Annotated in this window: 14 protein-coding genes; 2 read left to right on the top strand and 12 right to left on the bottom strand. The window is 34.1% G+C overall.

All coding sequences use genetic code 11. The features are described from left to right. Positions 1 to 17: 17 nt before the first annotated feature. The 5 genes from H8911_RS01760 to H8911_RS01780 form a co-directional block, all read right to left on the bottom strand. A complete protein-coding gene (locus H8911_RS01760) occupies positions 18 to 431 on the bottom strand; it encodes a PTS sugar transporter subunit IIA (protein ID WP_118325653.1) in 414 nt (137 codons plus the stop codon). 177 nt (positions 432 to 608) lie between these two features. After that, positions 609 to 788 carry an HAD hydrolase-like protein gene (locus H8911_RS13050; protein WP_186998517.1) on the bottom strand — a complete coding sequence of 60 codons (180 nt, stop codon included), beginning with the start codon at positions 786 to 788 and terminating at the stop codon, positions 609 to 611. A gap of 12 nt (positions 789 to 800) precedes the next feature. After that, positions 801 to 1019, bottom strand: a complete 219-nt coding sequence (locus H8911_RS13055; protein WP_186998518.1) for an HAD hydrolase-like protein — start codon at positions 1017 to 1019, stop codon at positions 801 to 803. Positions 1020 to 1082: 63 nt separating this feature from the next. Then, a complete protein-coding gene (locus tag H8911_RS01775; RefSeq protein WP_186998519.1) occupies positions 1083 to 2117 on the bottom strand; it encodes an SIS domain-containing protein in 1035 nt (344 codons plus the stop codon). A gap of 305 nt (positions 2118 to 2422) precedes the next feature. Continuing rightward, entirely contained in the window at positions 2423 to 3925 is a 1503-nt protein-coding gene (locus H8911_RS01780; RefSeq protein WP_186998520.1) for a hypothetical protein, read from the bottom strand. A gap of 80 nt (positions 3926 to 4005) precedes the next feature. Between H8911_RS01780 and H8911_RS01785 the strand changes: the two genes are divergently transcribed. After that, complete coding sequence (locus H8911_RS01785; protein ID WP_255466248.1) at positions 4006 to 6849, top strand: DEAD/DEAH box helicase; 2844 nt, start codon at positions 4006 to 4008, stop codon at positions 6847 to 6849. Between the two features lie 4 nt (positions 6850 to 6853). After that, on the top strand, positions 6854 to 7240 hold the full coding sequence (locus tag H8911_RS01790; protein ID WP_186998522.1) for a (deoxy)nucleoside triphosphate pyrophosphohydrolase: 387 nt from the start codon (positions 6854 to 6856) through the stop codon (positions 7238 to 7240). A gap of 509 nt (positions 7241 to 7749) precedes the next feature. Here the strand turns inward: H8911_RS01790 and H8911_RS01795 are convergent. The 7 genes from H8911_RS01795 to H8911_RS01825 all read right to left on the bottom strand — a co-directional run bounded on the left by H8911_RS01795 (position 7750) and on the right by H8911_RS01825 (position 15036). After that, positions 7750 to 8061, bottom strand: a complete 312-nt coding sequence (locus H8911_RS01795; protein ID WP_117924699.1) for a type II toxin-antitoxin system RelE/ParE family toxin — start codon at positions 8059 to 8061, stop codon at positions 7750 to 7752. Further along, on the bottom strand, positions 8051 to 8305 hold the full coding sequence (locus H8911_RS01800) for a type II toxin-antitoxin system Phd/YefM family antitoxin (protein WP_186998523.1): 255 nt from the start codon (positions 8303 to 8305) through the stop codon (positions 8051 to 8053). The genes H8911_RS01795 and H8911_RS01800 overlap by 11 nt, the downstream gene beginning before the upstream one ends. Before the next feature lie 462 nt (positions 8306 to 8767). Then, complete coding sequence (locus tag H8911_RS01805) at positions 8768 to 8923, bottom strand: hypothetical protein (RefSeq protein WP_181979323.1); 156 nt, start codon at positions 8921 to 8923, stop codon at positions 8768 to 8770. A gap of 79 nt (positions 8924 to 9002) precedes the next feature. Next, positions 9003 to 11711, bottom strand: coding sequence for a heavy metal translocating P-type ATPase (locus tag H8911_RS01810; RefSeq protein ID WP_186998524.1), 2709 nt, complete (start codon positions 11709 to 11711; stop codon positions 9003 to 9005). A 9-nt stretch (positions 11712 to 11720) separates the two neighbouring features. Next, entirely contained in the window at positions 11721 to 12014 is a 294-nt protein-coding gene (locus H8911_RS01815; RefSeq protein WP_118114599.1) for a metal-sensing transcriptional repressor, read from the bottom strand. 462 nt (positions 12015 to 12476) lie between these two features. Then, a complete protein-coding gene (locus H8911_RS01820; RefSeq protein WP_117924710.1) occupies positions 12477 to 13190 on the bottom strand; it encodes a response regulator in 714 nt (237 codons plus the stop codon). Then, on the bottom strand, positions 13183 to 15036 hold the full coding sequence (locus H8911_RS01825) for a DUF4118 domain-containing protein (RefSeq protein WP_186998525.1): 1854 nt from the start codon (positions 15034 to 15036) through the stop codon (positions 13183 to 13185). The genes H8911_RS01820 and H8911_RS01825 overlap by 8 nt, the downstream gene beginning before the upstream one ends. Between the last annotated feature and the right edge of the window lie 34 nt (positions 15037 to 15070).

A 15070-nucleotide genomic window follows, 5' to 3' on the forward strand; every position in this document is an offset into this window, starting at 1 on the left:
ACTTCTCCTTTCAATTTTTACAACTCATCTAAATCTGAGTCAATTTCTGAATCATTACAATATACAATACCTGTTTTAGCATCTTCAACGCATGTACGGATTGCTGCTGCAACATCATCGCATTCACGACAAGTCAATAAGATTGACATTGCCAAAATTAAGTTTGTTCCTGTTACTAAATGAACATTTCCCTTAGTCGTTAGCTCCAACAATTCGTTGTTTACGCTACCACCCAATAGATCTGTCATAATTACAAATTCATCTTCAGGATGATCTTCAACTTCTTGAATCACCAAAGGCTTAAAGAAAGGTTCGCCCTCAGCATATGCACAATATACGGATAAGTTGTCTTGTTTTCCAAGAATTAATTCAAGTGAAGTTTTGATTCCTTTAGACATATAAGCATGTGATGCCAAAATAAATCTTCTCATCAATACATCCTCTTTTCCAATTGCGTACACTTGATTTTTACCACTCGACTATGCCCGCTTGCAAGTGGTATGTAAATGCATACCATTTGTACAATTAAAGTATACCAGTAATCAAAATATAATGCAAGCGTTTACATGAAAAAATAATTTTCTTCTAAATTCCAATATTTAATAATGTTATACGCATCCAAAATATGATGCAATACCACACTGACGAGTTACCTTCTTAATATTTTCCATTGAAGAACTTGACGCAATCGTAAGCTTATATCCCTTCGCCTTCAATTTCGGTAACACATATAATACATGCGGATTTAAAATCATACGATAATCTAACTCTAATTCTTTTGACCACATACCCGTCTTAATTTATTCAGGCGAATATTTAGGATTTAAATATTCAGACATAGCTTCAAACATTTTATCATCCGAAGCACCCACAATTTTATTCATTTCTCTTTTCTGTTCCAAATAACCAACTTCTTCTTTAAGATCATCCAAAATATAATCAATGACTTCCTGCAAATAGATTGGTTCTGAATCCACTAAAACTCCATCCATATCAAAAATAATACCTTTATATCTCATATTTAACCCCATATAAAAAAACCACCCTTATTTACAGAGTGGTTTGACATCGTACATTGACTATTAATATTTAAATTGTCTGTAGTAACGACGATATTGTAAGTTGTGTTTAGTATATGCTTCGTAGTGTCTTGATAATCTTCCTGTAATACAAGCAGTAGTGATCATAGGAACGATGAATTTTCTAAATTCATTGTCTAAACGGACGGCATATTCACTCGCATCGAATACTACATATTGGCAGTTGATCTTTTTACAGAATTCTTCAACACGGTTGTCTTGAGCTCTAAATTCATCTTCACCCTTAACGATAAATACTGGAACTTTGTCTTCGATCAATTCTAATGTTCCGTGGAAGAATTGTGCAGCATTTACAGGACGGCAACGAATCCATTGCATTTCTTCTAACATACACATAGAGAATAATAATGTTTCTCCCCAAAGTGCACCAGAACCTGTAAAGATTGTATATTCAGCATCATATAATTCAGAAGCCATCTTCATTCCGATTGGTTCGAATTTTTTCTTAATTGCTAATAAGTCTTCGAAAATATATTCAGATAATTGATCTGCGAAGCGATCATAAGCATCGAAATCTCCACGTAAATTCATTAATTTGTACATGAAATATGCTTGTAATACATATGAGTGTTCGCAGAATCCAGTTACAACAGGAGCATGAACTACATAATCTAACATTTTTCCTAATTTACTATCACGACCTGTAAATGCAACAACGCGGATTCCTTCTTCTTTCATCCATTTAGCAGCTTGAACGATTTCAACAGTATCACCAGAAGCACTAGCAGTGATTACTAATGAATCTTTGTTTAATTTCTTAGGACGAACTGTGTTCACATCAGCCGCATTAACTGAATAAACATCTACATCTGACATTCTTGAAAGTAAATATTCATAGTGACCAAATTCAAACTCAGTACCGCCAATACCTAATAAGAAAATGTTTGAATAACCTTGATCATGAATAACTTTCGCTAAATCTTCAGCCTCTTTACGTTGGCTAACTACAGCCTTACCATCTTCCAAATACTTTGGTTCATCGAATTTAATTAATTCAACTCTTTCACTAACAGTCATAATTTCCTCCTCTTAGGTACACCAACAACCTCGGGCACTGGTTCGTATTTGCATACCATTTGTACACGCTTAATATACCAGTTCTTTTTCGAGAATGCAACACTTTTTTTGAAAACGTTTACTATTTTTTTAAACGCAAAAAAAACACCGATTATAAGAAGTGTTGTTGCACTTTTTTCATCAACAAAAAAAACACCTATCCTAAACAGATGCCTAAATTATCATTTGTTAATAAATTTGTATACTCGTAAGTATACTACTCATGAGTATACAAATATTCAATAAGTCTTTCACTGTATTTTTCTTTATTCTCCCAGTTCATCCAACATATCATCTACACAATCACGATAATTTTCATCGTTATCGTAACGATTCTCATCATAATCACCAAAATATGCATCATCACTTCCTTCATCATAAGATGAGGACGAAGAAGATGATGATGAGTTTGAACGTTGCCCCTCTTTCTTTTTATGTTTTTCTTCCCTTACCTTAAACTCATTTTGTTCAGCTTTCTGCCTACTCTCAATACGATACTGCTCCTGTGCCATATCCCATTCTGCCTCTTCCTTTTTCAAAGAAATATATCCATATCCAAACAGAAGTCCAATAATGATCAAGAAAATAATTCCACCCTTACCATTTGATGTTTCCTCCTGTTTAATAGCTACTGAAGCCCTGCTTTGATTTGTCTTTCTAGAAGATTGACTCACATGTTCACTACAACTCTTAGGTGATTTAGTCCTTGGAGCACCACCCTGATTTACCTTTCGAACCTTTGGGAATTGTACTTTAGGCGGAGTTGTCTTCACCATTTTAGGTGGTTCAAACAACACTTTCTTATGTATATCAAGCAATCTTCTAAATATAAAATGAGCTAACCAATTAATAAAGACATTCTCAAAATCAAACCTCATACATGTTAATACGCTAAGAAACGCAAGTAGATCATCATCAAAATATTCATCCTCACACCAAGGCTCCTCATAAAGCATTTCTTGAACCTCATCCTCTGACTTACCATCATAACGAGATATAAGCTCCTCATCACTCATATCCAAGATTTCCTTAACGCCATCCCCTACAATCTTTTTACGCGTTTCTATATCTAATTTTGACTTTTTCACAATCTTTGGCGGTGTTTCCTTCTTCTTTGAAACAGGTACATCCACACCATACTGCTGCATTACCTGTATTAACTCTTTTGTAAGTAGATATTTTTCATTAGCATGAATGTAAATTTCTTCATAAATTGGACAAAGACTACAAGCCTCTACAAACTTATCTTCCTTTAATAAAGAATCGACAGATTGAACAAACTCATACGAACTATATCCCTTAATACACTCTTCACAAATAGATGCATAAAAGTGTCTTAAGTAAATAGGAATAAATACAGAAATGTAGAAATCATTTTCTTTACATTGTTTAGAAACATCCTCAATATGCTTCTTTGTTTTACTCGAATCTAAAATCATACGATATAGAGTACTCGCCAAAGGATTGCATAATATACCAAAGTTTACATTTAAACAAGACTCTAACATCTTCTCTTTCACAAATTCAATTTCTACATTAATCTGACTTGTACTTCCCTGCATCATTAATATATGAATCTTTTCAAGACTATCTATATCACGATTCAAATTATTCGTATTCATATTTGAAAAAGAAAGTTCAATATCTTTATATTCACCACAAATTAGTTTATTCTCTACATCATTTACTAAACTTGAATACTTATCTTTACAATCATTGTAATAGTCATACCAATCTAGAAACTCTTTTGAAATTATTATATTTTCCATTCCCTATACCTCTGGTCTTATACTGTTATTATAGCCTTTTCGATCTATGATTTCATTTTAATGCTGGTATAATGTTAGGTATGAACTATCAAAATATACAGAGCGGCCTATCTACCGCATTTTTAGACAAAAATATATCTTCCAACGTATTATATCGACCTCAATTTATTTCAAACGACTATAAGAATGGAAGAAAAGCACTAAGCACCATTGAAGATGAATTATTACACTGCGACTCCTTTTTAATCAGTGTAGCCTTCATTACGATGGGAGGAATTACCCCCTTACTTCAAACGCTTCGTACTTTAGAAGATAAAGGCATCAAAGGTAAAATTCTTACAACGGACTATTTGGCATTTAGTGATCCTAAAGCCTTAGATAAACTCGCTACATTTTCGAATATTGAACTTAAAATGTATCTAGTACCCGACTCAAAGAATGGTTTTCATACCAAGGGATATATCTTTCAATCCGATGAAATCTACAAGATCCTTGTGGGTTCTAGTAATATGACAAATACAGCACTTACTACAAATCGAGAATGGAATACAAAAATTGTGTCCACAAAATCCGGTGAGTTTGTATCAGAAATGTTAGATGAATTTGAAGAATTATGGAATCATCCAAATACATATTCCTACAATGCATTTATTGGTGCATATAGAGTGCATTATGAAGAATACAAAAAGGTGAAACAAAAAGAAGACATTAAATTACCCTCTAAACAGTTGATTCCAAATTCTATGCAGCAAGCCTTTATTTCCAATCTTAGAAATCTTCGCAATGAGAATGAATCAAAGAGTTTGTTGATTTCAGCCACAGGAACAGGAAAGACGTATGCCTCAGCCTTTGCCTTACAAGATCAGAATCCCAAGAAAGCCCTATTTTTAGTGCATAGAGAGCAGATTGCCAAACAAGCTCTTCAAAGCTACAAAAATGTATTTAAAAATACAAAGACATTTGGGCTTTTATCTGGAAACAGCAAGGATACAGATGTAGACTACTTGTTCGCAACGATGCAAACGATGTCTAAAAAAGAAGTGTATTCAAGTTTTGCCCCTGATACATTCGATACCATCATCATTGATGAGGCACATCGCATTGGAGCTAAAAGCTATCAAGAAATCATGGACTACTTTAAACCAAAGTTTTGGCTAGGAATGAGCGCAAGCCCAGAAAGAACCGATGACTTTGATGTATATGCAGCCTTCGACCATAATATTGCCTATGAAATTCGTCTTCAACAAGCTCTAGAAGAAAACTTATTATGTCCATTCCACTATTTTGGCATTACTGACTTTTTAACCAACGGAAACGAAACAGATTTTAATGATTTTAACTATTTAACATCCAACCAAAGAGTTGACTACATTATCGAACAAACCAATTACTATGGATATAGTGGAGAAAGAGTCAAAGGACTCATGTTTTGCAGTTCCAAGAAAGAAGCGGCTGCCCTTAGTGAAAGATTAAATCTACGAGGATATCGAACTATAGCTTTAAGTGGAGAGGATTCTCAAGAAAAAAGAGAAGATGCGATCGATCGCTTAGTATCCGATACAAGAAGTGACTATCTACAATACATTTTAACTGTAGATATTTTTAATGAAGGTGTCGACATACCTGAAATCAATCAAGTTGTCCTATTAAGACCTACACAATCGCCCATTGTCTTTGTCCAACAACTAGGTCGAGACCTAAGAAAATCAAAAGACAAAGAATATGTTGTCATTCTAGACTTCATTGGAAACTACAAAAACAACTTCATGATTCCAATCGCCCTATCTGGAGATCGTTCTTACAACAAAGACAACATAAGACGCTATGTACTTGAAGGTGAAAGAATTATTCCAGGATCGAGTACGATTCACTTTGATGAAATCAGTAAGAAACAAATTTTTGCGTCGATTGACACCGCCAATTTTGCGGATATCAAGCTCATTAAGGATAGCTATAAAAATCTAAAGAATAAACTTGGAAGAATCCCTACTCTTATGGATTTTGAAACCTATGGAGAAATTGACGTACAAAGAATTTTCGACAACAAATCACTAGGATCTTATTACGCCTTTTTAAAGAAATATGAAAAGGATTATAAAGTAAGATTAAATGAACTTGAAGAAAACTTTATTAAGTTTATTTGTACAAAACTTGCCAATGGAAAAAGAAAGATAGAGCTTGAAACACTAAAAGATTTAATCAACGATCAAGAATATACAAATGATCTATCCCAAACAAATGTATTAAACATCTTCACCAATGAATTTCCAACTGGATCTGGAAAGAATACGTTTAAAGATTGTATTTTTATTGAAGACAAGAAGATTTCAAAACCATTTAAGACATGTTTAGAAAACAACGAATTTAAATCCATGGTAAAAGAAATCATTGAATATGCATTGGATCAATATAATAAACATTATAAGAATACATATAAAGATACAAACTTTGTTCTTTATCAAAAATATACATACGAAGATGCCTGTCGCTTATTAAATTGGCAACACAATGAAGTTCCATTAAATATTGGCGGATACAAATATGATCAAACAACCAAAACATTCCCTGTCTTTATCAATCATGACAAGGCAAACGACATTCAAGATACCATCAAATATGAAGATCATTTTATCAATGAAAGTCAATTGATTGCGATATCCAAATCCGGAAGAACCACAAGCAGTGATGACGTACAAAACTTCATGTACGCCAAAGAAAGAGGGATTGAAGTTCATTTGTTTGTGCGAAAGAACAAAGATGATAAAACAAGCAAAGAATTCTATTATCTAGGCCATATGCAAGCAGAGATAGATAAGACCAAACAGTTTGTGATGCCAAACACACAAAAAACAGCCGTCGAAATCTTATGGCAATTGGATACACCCGTAAGAGAAGACATTTATCGATACATTGTAGAGGAGTGATTTTTTGAAAACAATACACGTAGTAGCCGCCATTATTAAAGATGGAAATAAAATATTCGCCACCCAAAGAGGCTATGGCGAATTCAAAGACGGATGGGAATTTCCTGGAGGAAAAGTTGAACCGGATGAAACAAGTAGACAAGCCATTGTTCGTGAAATCAAAGAAGAATTAGATACAACCATTCAAGTCGAAGAATACTTTGATACAGTCGAATATGACTATCCAAACTTCCACCTATCCATGGAATGTTTCATTTGTACGATCCTTGAAGGAAATTTAACTCTATTAGAACACGAATCCGCAAAATGGCTTACTAAAGACACATTAGACTTAGTAGATTGGCTACCTGCAGATTTAGGACTAATTGCTAAATTAAAAGAAATATTATAATCCCATGCAACATTTTAAAATACCTGAAAACGAGTATTTCACCTTTATATAAAGAACAAATACTCGTTTTTCTTTTGCCAAACTGTCAAATAATCAACAAATTTTCAGGAATTAATAATGTTTTCACATTGAAGTTTTATAATGGAAATTGGCTACTGGATGTGATTGGTGGTTACCTCTTGTCAAGGAGTTTTGAAGCCTTGAATCTTGAATTCCAGGTAAGTAGATCCTTCTATTTTTTTTACAGGAAAAAAGCTTATGTATATATATCTACATATTGATGTTGCTATGTGCTTATTTGCCATAGTAGAAATACTAAAAGTAACATTGATTATTATAGAAAAATGCAAAAAGCACTAATCACCACCGACAATGGAAAAAGATTAGTGCTTCAGCATTAACTTTATTTCAGAGTAACCACTGCTTTTCCAGTAGTCGTTCTCTATATGTATTATACAGATAAACCAAATGTATTTCCACAAGAAAAATTCTAAATCTAAAACAATGATTTATATAATTTTCTCCTGATTTTCTAATGAATGACGTATCGACAGAACATTTATGGTTTTATTATTTTCATCTACATAATAATATAGTAAATAATTTTTGATTACCATCTTTCGGACCTCATGGAATCCTAAAAATCTATTTTTAATCATTGGATTTGATTCAGGAAAATCACACACCAAAGCAAGCCTCTCAATCAATAAAATATAGAAGCTTTTGGCAGCGTGTAAATTGCATAAATGATTAGTCAAATAATCTAATATATTATCTAAATCTATTTGCGCTTCATCCGTAAAGAAATACTTATAAGCCATACTTATCTTTCATTTCTTCCATTACTTTTATACCATCTTTTAATTTACCAGAATACATCTGTTGCAATCCCTCATACACTGCTTTTGCTTCCTCTAATTCTTCAAAAACACTTTTATAATAGTCAATATCCATTACCACAAGACGCCCATATCCATTTTTTGTAACAAACACCTTTCCATTATCTTTACACAACTCCTCAATATGCACTGTATTTTTTAAATCTCTCATTGGTACAATTTCCATAAAAGTACCTCCTTGTGGCTATATTATATACCTTTTATGGTCACGCATCAATAATTTGAAACTTTTTCAACAATATTACGACTCTGAAATGCAAAAAGCACTAATCACCAGTGACAATGGAAAAAGATTAGTGCTTCAGCATTAACTTTATTTCAGAGTAACCACTGCTTTTCCAGTAGTCGTTCTCTATATGTATTATACAAAGAAACCGAATGTATTTCCACAAGAAAAGCTAAAAATCCCATACAACATTTTATCAACATCAAAAGCATCTATTATCATTTTATTTAAAGGCAATATTGAGATTTTCATGTGATTCAACTGTCAAATCAATTTCAAATCGATTAAAATCCCATACAACATTTTATTTATGTTAAAAGCATCTATTTACACTTTACTTAAAGTAAATATTGAGTTTTTCATATCATTCAACTGTCGAAAAAAAAGAATAATTCAAACGAACTATCCTTTCTTTTGTTGAATCCAATATACACTTTCTGCAACACGAACTTTCAAACCATCCATTATCATTTCTTTTTGTTGAAAGTTTGCCAAAACATTCAAGCGATTCCAGAAAGTTCTTTCGCAAGTGGATTTCCCATCAATAAAACATTCCATTTTGCGTCTCCCTCGACGTTTATCATAGAATATTCTGAATACGCTTACAAGTCTTGACTTTTTTTATTTTTATGATTCTTTATTTTACAGAAATGACTGTATATCCTGCATTTGTCACGGCATCACTCAACATCTGATCTGTGATATTCTCTGTGCAATTTAATGTAGCTGTTTTTTCATCTAAACTGACCACTACATCACTTACACCTTCCACTTTACTTAATGCATCCTTTACGTGTGCCACACAATGCATGCACATCATACCATCTACTGTTACTACTTTTTTCATTTTCTTTTCCTCCTTATATTCAACGGGAATATAACCCGCATCTTCAACCGCTTGTTTTAAAGCCACCTTATTTACTTGTTGCACATAATCAATATCGGCCTTACCTAAATTATAATCCACACGAACTTCTTTTACATTTGGAACCTTCTTTAAAGCATCCTCTACTAACCATGCACAATGTCCACAGGACATACCATCAATATGCATTGTGTATGTTTTGACTTCTTCCATTTCAATTCTAGGTTTAAAATAACGAAGTCGTAAAGCGTTTGTGACAACACAAACACTACTCAAAGACATACATGCCGAACCAATCATTGGTGATAATCGAAGTCCAAATGCTGGATACAATAAACCTGTCGCAACTGGGATTCCTAAAATGTTATAGAAGAAAGCCCAAAATAGATTCATCTTAATATTTTTAATAACGTCACTTGATAAATCAATTGCCGTCACTACATCCAATAAAGAGCTTTTCATCAAAATCACATCCGCACTATCTAAGGCAATATCGGTTCCAGCACCAATCGCAACCCCAATATCTGCACGCATTAATGCAGGCGCATCATTGATACCATCACCCACCATCATAACCTTCTTACCTTGTTCTTGAAGCTTACGAATTACACTCTCCTTATCTTGTGGCAACACATCACTAATCACTTCATCCACACTTAAAGATTTACCAATCGCATTCGCTGTTTTTTGATTGTCTCCAGTCAACATAACCACACGCATATTCTTCTTTTTAAATTGTTCTAATGCAACCTGACTCGTACTACGAATGGTATCCGCCACACTAATTAAACCGATCACATTTTGATCTTCCACAAAAATCAATGGAGTTTGACCTAAACTTGCATAAGCATCTAAGTCTGATAAAACATTTTGATTTATTTGAATATTTTTCTCTTCTAATAACCTTTTATTTCCTGCCAAATACACATGTCCATTTAGCTTAGCCTGAATACCACGACCCGAAATGTTTGTGAATTGTTCAGGTTGTTGAAGCTTTATATTTTTATCTTCCGCATACTCCACAATAGCCTGTCCCAAAGGATGCAAAGAACCACTCTCTAAACTTGCCGCCATTGAAATAAAGTCATTCATACTAATATTTGTATATACCTTAACACCTTGAACACTTGGCTTTCCTGAAGTAATCGTACCCGTCTTATCCAATACAATCGTATCAATCGAATGTAGCTGTTCTAATATGGCAGCCGACTTAATTAAAATCCCATTTTCCGCTGCCTTACCCGTACCTACCATAATCGCAACTGGCGTAGCTAAACCTAAGGCACAAGGACAAGAAATCACGAGTACACTAATCGCATTGGATAACGCAAATTGAATCGTTTGACCACTGATCAACCATGCGACAAATGTAATCAATGCGATTAAAATCACAACAGGAACAAATACACCACTAACTTTATCTGCCAAACGAGCAATAGGGGCCTTTGAGTTACCAGCATCATCGACTAGCTGAATGATCTTAGCCAAAGTTGTATCTTCACCTACTTTTTCAGCCTCAAACTGAAAAGTACCATTCTCATTCATAGTAGCTGAAATGACTGAATCCCCTACATTCTTTTCTACCGGAAGACTCTCACCCGTAATCGCCGACTGATCCACATAACCTGTACCCGAAATAACTTTACCATCTACTGGAATTCTTTGTCCCGGACGAATCACAACTATATCATGAATTTGAATACTTTCACTCGACACAACAATTTCTTTCCCATCCCTTAAGATTGTCGCATTTTTTGGTGCTAAGTCCACCAACTTATCTAAGGCATCACTCGTTTTTGCCTTGGATCTAGACTCCAAATACTTTCCAACACTAACCAAAGTCACAATTGTTGCGGCCGACTCAAAGTATAAAGAATGCATTGCCATATGGGCCATTTCCATATTCTGCACACCAAAATAATAGGCCATCTGATAAATACCGACCAAGCCATACACAAAGCTTGCACCTGAACCCATCGCAACTAAAGAATCCATATTGGCCGACTTTTTAATTAAAGCCTTAAAACCTGTAATAAAGAAATGTCTTTGAATAAACAATATAAATAGACATAGAATCAGCTGTGTTAAGGCTGAAACCATCATCCATTCCATACCCTCTAAAATAGGAAGACCTACCATAGGACCCATCGCAATTAGAAGTAAAGGAACCAATAAAACTAAACTTAAAATCAATCTTTGTTTAGCACTTCTTTGATCCGATTCCACTCGATTCTGACGATTCTGCCATACTTTACGAACCTCTGTCTTTTGACCATGCACACTAGCTCCATAGCCAATCTGTTTTACAGCTTCACAAATCGTTTGTTCATTCACCTTATCTTGATCAAATTCAACCTTCATTGAATTCGATAATAAAGAGACATCACAATGACTCACACCATCTAACTTACTCACAACACGAGTTACATTAGCCTGACAAGCCGCACATGTCATGCCTGTCACATCAAACTTTTCTTCCATTAAAACCACCTACTTTAACTTCTTTACTAAATCCATAACCTCACTCATGATTTCTGTATTTCCATTTTGCACATCCTCAACAACACACGTATTTAAGTGTTCCTGCAAAACAATGTATCCAAACGCCTGCAAAGCACTCTCTACAGCCGCTACCTGCACTAAGATGTCGCCACAATAACGATTCTCCTTCAACATATTCTCAATTCCATTCAATTGTCCTACCATACGATGAAGACGATTCGTCAATTGTTTGATTTCTTTCTCATCTCTAGGCTTATGTTTTTTATGACAACACTCACTCATTGATCTCACCTCGATATAATAATATACCCCCTATAGGTATATTTCAAGTGATATGATTTGTGGCATAATAAAAGAAAGGAAAAACTCTATGAAATATAATTATTACGTGTACCTGCCAAGAATTGGAACCATTCTTGTCATGTTTTTAACGTGCAGTGCACTCTTCTCAAAAGAAATCTTTTTTAATATCATATACCTTGTTTTTGTCGTGCTCTTTAGCCAAATTCTATTTATATATGAAAAAAGACTATTAAAAAACAATGAACCGCAATACGAAAAAATCAGTTTTCGCGATTCATTGTTGATGTATCCAATTCTATTAAATATTGAACTATTCCTATTTGCGATTGTCAGCCTATTTAGTATATTGATCCTTCTATGCATCAATAAAACCATTATGGCACTCATCACAATTGGAGTTATCACAATTATTATTTCACTCTATTTCAATATGCGAAGACACTAGTCTTCCTTTTTTTCTGTCTGATTCAACATACGATATCCAACACCCACATGCGTCTGAATATACTTCGGATTTGAAGTATCCGGCTCAATCTTTTTACGCAAAGTAGCCATAAACACTCTTAGACTTGGCGTTTCTGTACCTTGAACACTTCCCCATACTTCTTGCATGATATAATTATGTGTTAAAACCTTATCGGTATTTTTAGCTAAAACACACAATAATTTATATTCAATCGGAGTTAAATGGATTTCATGCCCATTCTCATATACACACCCCTGCGCATAATTGATTGTCAAATCTCCATTTTCATATACACTCTCATTTACACTTATGGTCTGACTATTATTTAATCTTCGAATCGTTACACGAAGTCTAGCCAACAATTCATCCACTGAAAATGGTTTTGTCAAATAGTCATCGGCCCCTAAATCTAAAGCTTTTACCTTATCTTGATCTTCACTTCTTGATGAAACCACAATAATTGGAATATTTGACCAAGAACGAACCTTCTTTATAACATCCAAACCATCCATATCTGGCAATCCTAAATCTAGAAGCATAATGTCCGGATTATAAGAAAGCACATTCATGATTCCTTGCTTCGCTGTTTTTGCCAGACGAAACTGATAATTTTCCATCTCTAGAGTTGTCGTAATCAAATTCCCAACCGCAATATCATCTTCAATTACTAAGATTTGAACTTTATTCATACAACTTTACCTCCACTGCATCCAATACAAACTTAAAACAAGCTCCATGAGGCGTTACATTCTCAACCCAAATCGTACCACCATGCGATTGAATAATAGATTTACACAAAGATAGACCTAGACCCATGCCACGTCTTGTATCTCCACCTCGATTATTTTCCGTATAGAACATCTCAAACAATTGTTCAGGATGTAATACACCATTTCCATCATCTTGAACTTCTATTAAAATTTTATCCTCAACCCGCCTAGCATTCAAAGAAATATTTGAATTTTCAGGCGTATATTTGATCGCATTATTTATTAAATTCACTAAAACCTGAATAATCAAGCGTGCATCCATATTAGCCATCAATAAATCATCCTCTAAATGCATAGAAATATTATGTTTGCGTTTATTACGACCCAAATGATGAATAGCCTCTCTAAAAATATCCTCAATCATTTCTGGTTGTAAATTCAACTGCATCGTACCATTTTCAATTCTCGTTATAAACAATAAGTTTTCCACCAAATCATACAACCACATCGCATCATTATAAATATCTTGATACAATTCCTTCTTCTTTTCTTGTGAAAACGCATTCTCGTTTTCCAATAATAAGCCAGCATTGCCTGAAATACTAGTCAGTGGCGTTCTTAAATCATGCGAAATCATACGTAATAAATCGGCTCGCAACGCCTCTTGTTTGGCTTGTTGCTCAATCTTTAGATTTTCTAAACGAATCATTTCCTTCTCTAAAGCCATACCACACTCGTCCAATATCGCAAGCCACAAATTTTTTTCAAAAGAATCTATCTTATCTTTTAATACAATTCCAACCACACCTAATACTTCGTGCGTTCCATTAATAGGCAAATATAAACACATCGAATCCGAATGATAACTCGTTGTCTTTCCAGCCTCATGCCTATTTTTATAAACCCAAGCCACAATATCCGTTTCTACAGGACACTGTCCTAATAGAATAGGCTCATCATTATGTGGATACAACACTAAATCCGTATCCAATAATTTATGCAGCTGTTTTAACATCGAAGCATAGATCGCATTCATATCATTCGCCTTTTGAAGCATCTGGCTCATCTCCAATAAGACTTGCGTACGATACACTTGTTTGGCATTTTCGAAAGATTGTTTCTTTAATCTTGTCATTAACGAACTAGATGACATGGCCACCACAAACATAACAATATATGTCGTAATATAGCTTGGATCACTCAACAAAGAAAAGTAGGGGTATGTAAAGAAAAAGTTAAAGCATAACACTGAAAATAAAGACGCCAATAAACTATAGATATATCCACTTGTCCAAATGGATACAAATACAATGCCCAAGATATAGATCATAATAGGCGTTGTAATCAAGAATTGAAAATGCATAAATCCCTTTCCAATAAGCGTACAAAGAAGAAGAATCCCTATCATTTTTAATGTATCTTTCAATGAAAAGCTCAAAAGATTAAAACTAAAATGAAACATGCGACGATAATCCTGCGGATAATTCACAGAATATACATCAATATTTTTCAACTTAAACAATGCTTGTTTCGCCAAATTTTTTTCTAAAACAACACAATCTACCTGAGAAACACCCACATATTCCACAAGCTGAGGCAATACATCCTGTCCATAAAGAATCGTTACTTTTGCCCCTTTACTCTCCGCATACTTAATATTTTCACGTAAACAACTCTTTGATGCCGCACTTATCCCCTCATATTTTGGAGTTTGCACAAAAATAGCACTCAATACTGCATGATTGCTTTTCGCAATTTGAGCTCCCTTATCAATAACTCTAGAATTATATTTAGAAGCCGATAAACATATTAATACATTCGCCATAAAGCTAGTATAACACAAGCCCACAAAGAATCAT

It is taken from the genome of Holdemanella hominis, from assembly GCF_014306155.1.
Taxonomy (GTDB): domain Bacteria; phylum Bacillota_I; class Bacilli_A; order Erysipelotrichales; family Erysipelotrichaceae; genus Holdemanella; species Holdemanella hominis.

Bases quoted from the DNA above. Each gene is read 5' to 3' on its own strand.
- H8911_RS01760 (WP_118325653.1), bottom strand. From the start codon at position 431: ATGAGAAGATTTATTTTGGCATCACATGCTTATATGTCTAAAGGAATC.
- H8911_RS13050 (WP_186998517.1), bottom strand. From the start codon at position 788: ATGTGGTCAAAAGAATTAGAGTTAGATTATCGTATGATTTTAAATCCG.
- H8911_RS13055 (WP_186998518.1), bottom strand. From the start codon at position 1,019: ATGAGATATAAAGGTATTATTTTTGATATGGATGGAGTTTTAGTGGAT.
- H8911_RS01775 (WP_186998519.1), bottom strand. From the start codon at position 2,117: ATGACTGTTAGTGAAAGAGTTGAATTAATTAAATTCGATGAACCAAAG.
- H8911_RS01780 (WP_186998520.1), bottom strand. From the start codon at position 3,925: ATGGAAAATATAATAATTTCAAAAGAGTTTCTAGATTGGTATGACTAT.
- H8911_RS01785 (WP_255466248.1), top strand. From the start codon at position 4,006: ATGAACTATCAAAATATACAGAGCGGCCTATCTACCGCATTTTTAGAC.
- H8911_RS01795 (WP_117924699.1), bottom strand. From the start codon at position 8,061: ATGGCTTATAAGTATTTCTTTACGGATGAAGCGCAAATAGATTTAGAT.
- H8911_RS01800 (WP_186998523.1), bottom strand. From the start codon at position 8,305: ATGGAAATTGTACCAATGAGAGATTTAAAAAATACAGTGCATATTGAG.
- H8911_RS01805 (WP_181979323.1), bottom strand. From the start codon at position 8,923: ATGGAATGTTTTATTGATGGGAAATCCACTTGCGAAAGAACTTTCTGG.
- H8911_RS01810 (WP_186998524.1), bottom strand. From the start codon at position 11,711: ATGGAAGAAAAGTTTGATGTGACAGGCATGACATGTGCGGCTTGTCAG.
- H8911_RS01815 (WP_118114599.1), bottom strand. From the start codon at position 12,014: ATGAGTGAGTGTTGTCATAAAAAACATAAGCCTAGAGATGAGAAAGAA.
- H8911_RS01820 (WP_117924710.1), bottom strand. From the start codon at position 13,190: ATGAATAAAGTTCAAATCTTAGTAATTGAAGATGATATTGCGGTTGGG.
- H8911_RS01825 (WP_186998525.1), bottom strand. From the start codon at position 15,036: ATGGCGAATGTATTAATATGTTTATCGGCTTCTAAATATAATTCTAGA.